Consider the following 6,384-nt stretch of genomic DNA (forward strand, 5'->3'; position numbering starts at 1 on the left):
CGAACTCCGCCGCTGCGCCGCTCCGCGCCAGGGGTGAGCCAACCCCGCCCTGAAGGACCCCGCAGGCCGGCCGGCGCCCGGTGAGCCGCTGGACCGGCGGACGGGCGGGGCGCCCGGGCCGGCGCCGCCGCGGCCGTCGTGCACGCCGACGATCACCGCGCCCCCGCCGCCCGCCCCGCAGGTCCCGTACGGCAGCCCGGAGGCCGTACTCGCCGACGGCGAGGCCCCCGTCGTGGTGAACGCCGCCGGAGTCGTCCTCGAAGTCTCGGGCGCCGCCGCCGACTTCGAGCGGGCGGAGATCGCCCGGGCCGAGCGCACCCGGCGCGGCGACCGCCTCACCGTGACGGTCCGGCGGTGGGACGGCGGAGTGCACTCCCGCGAGCTGAACGGCCGCCGGGCGGCCCGGCTCGACCCCGTGCTCGGGCGGTATCCGGCCCGGTGGTGGCGCCGTTGCCGGAGTCCGCCGAGCATCGCGCCGACCGCATCGTCAACCACCGAGAAAGCGCGACGACTTGGGACCCGCGGGGCTTGAACGTGCCGTTCGCTGGGCACCCACCTCCTACCGGTGTGCACCGCCGGCCGGCATCGGCAGAAGGAGGCGTCATGGACCGTCGGATCCGAGTGCGTGTCAGCCGGCGGCCCGCCGCGCCGCGCGGGCAGGAGATCGACCGCAGGACGCCCTCCGGGCGCATCCTGCCGTACTGACGTCACCGGCCGGGCGGTCAGTGGGCGTGCCGGGCCACGGCCGCGCGCAGCGCCGTCCGCAACGGCTCGGGCGGGGGCGGCCCGTCGGGCTCCGCGCTCGCCGTGACCGCCGCGGCGACCTGGCGCAGCTTGGTGTTGGACCGCTGCGACGCCTCCCGCAGCACCTCCCAGGCCCGGTCCGCGCTGCAGCCGTGGGCGGCCATCAGGACCCCCCGGGCCTGGTCGATCACGGGACGCGAGTCGAGCGCGTGCCGCAACTGCTCTATCTCCAGGCGCAGCACGTCCAGCTGCTCGGTGCGTTCCCGGGCCACCGCGGAGACGGTCCGGGCGCGGGAGCCGGCGGGCAGCGCGCTGCGCAGCGGGTCGGTGGTGTCGAGGCCCACCAGTTCCAGGACCCGGCGCGGCTGGCCCCGCCAACCGGTGGTCCCGACCCGTACGCCGTAACGGCGGCCGTACTCGGTCAGCAGGTCCAGGAACGTCAGACCGGTCGTGTCCATGAAGGACACCTCGGCCACGTCCAGCTCGATCCCCGCGACCTGGGCCGGCAGGGCCGCCAGGGTCCCGGCCAGGGTCTCCGTGCAGCCGCGGACCAGCTCACCGTGCGCCGTGAGAAGGGCCAGGTCACCCTCCGTGCGGCCGTCGACGATCAGGGCGTCCAGCCGCCCGTCGTGCGCTGTGCCTCCCGCTGAGGTCATGTATGCCCCCCTGTTCGATCCGTGGGGTCTCACGCGGGTCGCCTGCCCTGGGCGCCCGGACCTACACCCCGTAGGGGCAAGTCTTGGCGCATACGGGGCACCCGTGTTCCCGTGCGACTGGGAGAGGGAGCGGACGGGGCCGGAACGGCGCGTCCCACAAGAACGGGCGCCGTGCCGACGGGCACGGTGGCGAGACTCGAGGTGTACCCGCTGACCTGGCGGACCGGATTCCGGGCGGCGGGCGAGGTGAGCCTGCCCACGCGCGGCGTCTGGGAGCGCGCGCTGGAGCGGGCCGTACGGGACGGCGGGAACGTGTACTACCTGGAACTCTCCGAGCTGACCTTCGTCGATGTCGCGGGCGCCGGAGCGCTCGCGGACGCCGGCCGGCGCTTCGGCGAGCGGCGGCTGGTGCTGCACCGCCCGCCGCCCACCCTGACGCGCACCCTGCGGCTGCTGTGGCCCGGACTGCCGGGAATCGAGGTGCCGACGTCATGACCACGACGGCCGCACCCGCCGAGCCCTTCGTCCACCCCGCGCTCTTCTACGGCGACACGCAGCAGTACCTGGCCGGCACCGTCCCCTTCGTCCGGGCCGCCCTGGCGGCCGGTGAGCCGGTCGCGGTCGCCGTCCCCGGTGAGAACCTGCGGCTGATACGGGGCGAGTTGGGCGGCGACGGCGACGGAGTGCGGTTCCTCGACATGCGGGAGGCCGGCCGCAACCCCGGCCGGATCATCCCCGGCGTCCTGCGCGCCTTCGCCGACGCCCAGCCGCCCGGCCGCCGGGTGCGGATCATCGGCGAGCCGGTCTGGGCCGGCCGCGGCCCGGCCGAGTACCCGGCCTGCGTCCAGCACGAGGCGCTCATCAACGCCGCGTTCCGGGGCCGCGAGGTCACCGTCCTGTGCCCGTACGACACCGCCCGGCTGGACGAGCGGGCGCTCGCCGACGCCCAGGCCACCCACCCCGTCGTCGTCACGGGCGGCGCCGCCGCCGTACGCCCCAGCGCGGCCTACGACCCCGAGGGCGTCGTCGCCCGCTACAACGAGCCGCTGCCGCCCGCCCCCGGCACCGGTCCCGAGGTGCTGGCCCTCGCCTTCGACGAGCACTCCCTCTCCGCCGTCCGGCACCTGGCCACCGAGCACGGCGCGGGGCTGGGCCTGGCCGGCGCCGGACTGGAGAACCTGGCGCTGATCACCGCCGAGCTGACCACCAACAGCGTGATCCACGGCGGCGGCACGGGCACGTTCACGGTGTGGCCCGAGGACGGCGAGGTGCTGTGCGAGGTCCGGGACCGGGGCCGGCTGACCGACCCGCTGGCGGGCCGCCGCCCCGCCGCCCGCGACCAGCGCGGCGGCCGGGGCCTGCTGCTGGTCAACCTCGTGGCCGACCTGGTGCGCACGCACACCGGTCCGGACGGCACCACGATCCGGTGCCACCTCGCGACGTGAGGCCGTGCGCCCCGTGAGCCCGGCGTGGTTCAGGCGGCCAGCGGGTTCAGGACCAGCGGCTCGATCCGGCCCTCCAGCATCATGCCGAGGCCCTGGGCCGCGCAGATGTCGGGCCGCTCGGCGATGTACACGGGCATCCCGGTGGCGTGCCGCACCATCTGGTCGAAGCCGGGCAGCAGCGCGGAGCCGCCGACCATGATGATCCCGCGGTCGGCGAGGTCGGCCACCAGGTCCGGCGGGCAGACGCGCAGCACCTTGCCGATGCCGTCCAGGACCGCCGTCAGCGGGGTCTGGATCGCGTCCCGCACGGCGGCGGTGTCGATCCGTACGCTGCGGGCGAGACCGGTGGCGACGTCCCGGCCGTGGATCTCCGTCTGGGCCGGCCCGTGCGAGGTGAGCCCGTTGCCGGACAGGGCCAGCTGCAGCGGCCGTACGGAGTGGCTCGGCAGCATCAGCTCGTGCTCGTGCCGCAGATGCTGCACGATCGCGTTGTCCACGGCCTCCCCGCCCACCGGGATCCGCTCGGCGGTGACGATCGACCCCAGCGAGAGCACCGCGACCTGCGTGGCCGCCGCCCCGCACACCATGATCATGGTGGCCTCGGGCCGCTCCACCGGCAGTCCGCACCCCACCGCCGCCGCGATCAGCGTGTCCACCAGCTCCACCCGGCGCGCCCCGAGCCCGACCAGCGTCTCGATCGTCGCCCGCTGGGCCAGCGGATCGGCGTCGTGCGGGGTGCACGCGGCCGCGCGCAGCCGTGGCTTGCGGCGCAGCGTCCGGCGCATCCTGTCGCCGAGGAGCTGCCGCAGCATGCGCTGCGCCATCTCGATGTCGACCACCGTGCCGCCGGAGATGGGCCGTACGACCCTGATGTAGTCCGGTGTCCGCCCGGTCATCCGCTCCGCGAACTCGCCGACCGCGATGAGCGCGCCGTTACGGGTGTTCACGGCCGCCACCGAGGGCTCGTCGACGACGAGACCGGTGCCCTTCACGTACACCCGGGTACGGGCCGCGCCCAGGTCGACGGCGAAGTGGCAGCGGCGCAGGTTCTCCAGGCTGACGGTCACGGCAGATCCTCCCGGGTGCGCAGGCCTTGGGCGGCCGACCGGTTGGCGGGCCTTCCTTCGTTCTCCCTGCATCCTGCGCGGGGCGCCGGGGCGGGCGCCTTTTGTGGGGGGCCGGGCGGGGTGCCGCTGAACGGGGGTATTTCCGGGCCGTCCCGGAGTGTCGCCTGGTCACAGGGAGCGGGCGACCTCCAGCAGTGGTTCGAGGGAGGAGACGGTGGCCTCGCAGCCGCCCTCGCGCAGCCGCCGGCGCCCGGCGTCGGTGGGGGCGTAGCCGACGAAGCGCAGGCCGAGCTGCTGGGCGGCGGTGAGTTCGGCGACCGAGGAGCTGATCAGGACGCCGGTGTGCGCCGGTGCGCCGAGCGTGCTCAGGGCGCGCCGCAGGCAGTCGGGGTCAGGGGTCAGCAGGCCGAGGTCGCCGCGCCGGCCGTGGATGCCCGCGAGGGGCAGGTGGTAGGGCTCCAGACAGCGCTGGACCGCCGGGCCGCTCACGTCCGTCACCACGCTGACACGACGGCCGGACCGGTGCAGGGCGCGGACGAGCGCGACGGAGCGGTGCGTGGTCGGCGCGTCGGGGACGGCGTCGAGTTCCAGCTCGTCGAGGCGTGCCCGCAGCAGCGGGCCGAGCCGGTCGTGGGCGAAGGCGCGCAGCAGGTCCAGCGGATGCGTGAACGCCTCCCGGACGGCGTCCGCGGCGCCCAGCGGCCTGCCCGTGATCGCGTCCGCGGGATCGCGGTGCTCGGCCACGACGGACAGCAGGTCGAGAGCGGCCGCGCGTGCCGTCTGCGCCGAGAACAGCCGGGCGAGGGGACCGTCGAAGCCGATCAGCACGGCCTCGGCCCCGGCCAGCAGGGCCGCCGGCCGGCGGCGGGCCGGCGCCGACGGCTCCGGGACCGGCGCGGGCGCCCCTTCCGGCACGAGTCGTACGGTGTACGACACCGCCAGCCCCGGCACCGGCCAGCCGTCCACCCCCGCGTTGACCGCCCGCTCGGCCGCGCCCGCGCGGCGCAGCGGATGGCCGCCGGTGATGACCGCCGCCGCCGCGCGCAGATGCGTCAGCAGGAGCCCGGGGAGGCCGATGTGCTGCCCGCGGACGAAGGCGACCGGATCGTCGACGTGCCAGGACAGCTCCACCGTGGCGGCGAACGCGCCCTTGCCGGAGCTGGGCAGGGACACCGTCCGGCGGGCCTGCCGCGGGGTCAGGTCGACCGAGTAGTACGTCTCGGGACGCGGCGGACGCGTGCCGTACGGCTGGATCGGGTCGAGCAGGGTGAGGGGGCCGTCGGGCCGGGTGTGGACGACGGCCGTGCGACCCGGGGTGGGGATGCCCAGCTCGCGCAGGTCGTGGGTGATGAAGGGGCCCTGGACCAGGTCGCGTTCGGGCTCCTGGGACGCCTGCGGGAGGGCGCAGTACCAGGCGGCGGGCGGGCTGTCCGGGGCGTCGTCGCCGAAGAGCGGCCGGAAGCGGCGGGAGCCCCGCGCGGCCGAGCTGGCGGCGAAGGCGTCGTACAACGCGGGCGGGACGACGACCATGACGTCCGCGGCCGTCCCCGGCGGCCGGGCCGGCGGCTGCCCGAACGTCACCCGGAGCCGTGGCGGATCGGCCAGCCGGGACAGGGAGTGCGGGAGTTCGCGCAGGACGGCGACCAGGACGGGCAGGAGATAGGCGCCGGGCTCGGTGCGCACGAGGTAGCCGTCCGGGCGGACGTCCACCCGGTACTGGCGGGGGCCGAGGGAGCCGCGCGCGAGGATCTCGTGCACCGTGGCCTCCAGGGTGATGCGGGCCTCGGGCCGGCCGGTGAGCTCGCCGGCCGTGAAGTGGATCTCGGGGCGGCCGGTGGACTCCTCCCGGCGGGGGAGCAGGCGGCGGAGCCGGTCGGCGCCGCGCAGCCGGGTTCCGGGGTCGTCGGACCGCAGCTCGGTGGCGGCGCGGTCCACTTCCGCCGGGAGCGCGCCGGAGCAGTGGTGGTACAGGGCGCTGACGATCTCCCCGAGCGCCGGCAGGGACGGCGTACGGCTCCCGTCGGCCGTCGGCGCGGAGTCCAGGCAGGTCAGGACCGGTCCGTCCGGGGTGAGGACGACGGACTCCGCGCTCAGCTCACCGCGCGGCCCCTCCTGCGCGTGCAGCGCGACGACCGCCTCGGCGAGCGGCGGGAGCAGCGCGGCGACCTCGTCGGCGGACAGCTCGCCCGGGGCGCCGTCGAGACGCCCGCGCAGCGTCCGCCCGGGGACGAACTCGCGGACCAGGTAGGGGGTTCCGTCGTCGAAGCCGTGGTCGCGGACCCGCGCGATCCCGGGGTGGCGGACCTCGCCGAGGCGCCGGCAGAGGTCCGTGAAGCCGGTGCGGGACCGCCCCGGATACCTGCGCACCACGACCGGCGCGTCGCCGTCCCGGGTGTCCTCGGCGAGCCACCCGCCCCGCCCCGGCCCGGCCTCCCGCAGCAGCCGGTACCGCCCCGCGAACAGCCTTCCGTC

At 76.3% G+C, this 6,384-nt stretch carries 4 protein-coding genes and 2 pseudogenes; 3 read left to right on the top strand and 3 right to left on the bottom strand.

Going from position 1 to position 6,384, the window contains the following annotated elements:
* Positions 1–232: 232 nt before the first annotated feature.
* Positions 233–532: a hypothetical protein gene (locus tag ACWEN3_RS38540; protein WP_452981021.1), complete on the top strand. Its 300-nt coding sequence runs from the start codon at positions 233–235 to the stop codon at positions 530–532.
* Positions 533–728: 196 nt separating this feature from the next.
* Here the strand turns inward: ACWEN3_RS38540 and ACWEN3_RS38545 are convergent.
* A pseudogene (locus tag ACWEN3_RS38545) lies at positions 729–1,400 on the bottom strand (ANTAR domain-containing protein); the annotation flags it as partial.
* A 171-nt stretch (positions 1,401–1,571) separates the two neighbouring features.
* Between ACWEN3_RS38545 and ACWEN3_RS38550 the strand changes: the two are divergent.
* The gene (locus ACWEN3_RS38550) at positions 1,572–1,895 is read left to right on the top strand and encodes an STAS domain-containing protein (RefSeq protein ID WP_452981023.1); all 324 of its coding nucleotides are present in this window, start codon (positions 1,572–1,574) and stop codon (positions 1,893–1,895) included.
* Positions 1,892–2,845: an anti-sigma factor RsbA family regulatory protein gene (locus ACWEN3_RS38555; protein WP_452981026.1), complete on the top strand. Its 954-nt coding sequence runs from the start codon at positions 1,892–1,894 to the stop codon at positions 2,843–2,845. Before ACWEN3_RS38550 ends, ACWEN3_RS38555 begins: the two co-directional genes overlap by 4 nt.
* A gap of 29 nt (positions 2,846–2,874) precedes the next feature.
* Here the strand turns inward: ACWEN3_RS38555 and ACWEN3_RS38560 are convergent, their stop codons facing one another.
* Positions 2,875–3,912: a rod shape-determining protein gene (locus ACWEN3_RS38560; protein ID WP_452981029.1), complete on the bottom strand. Its 1,038-nt coding sequence runs from the start codon at positions 3,910–3,912 to the stop codon at positions 2,875–2,877.
* A gap of 168 nt (positions 3,913–4,080) precedes the next feature.
* Positions 4,081–6,384 (bottom strand): annotated as a pseudogene (locus ACWEN3_RS38565) (SAV_2336 N-terminal domain-related protein); the annotation flags it as partial.

Source organism: Streptomyces sp. NPDC004561, from assembly GCF_053602155.1.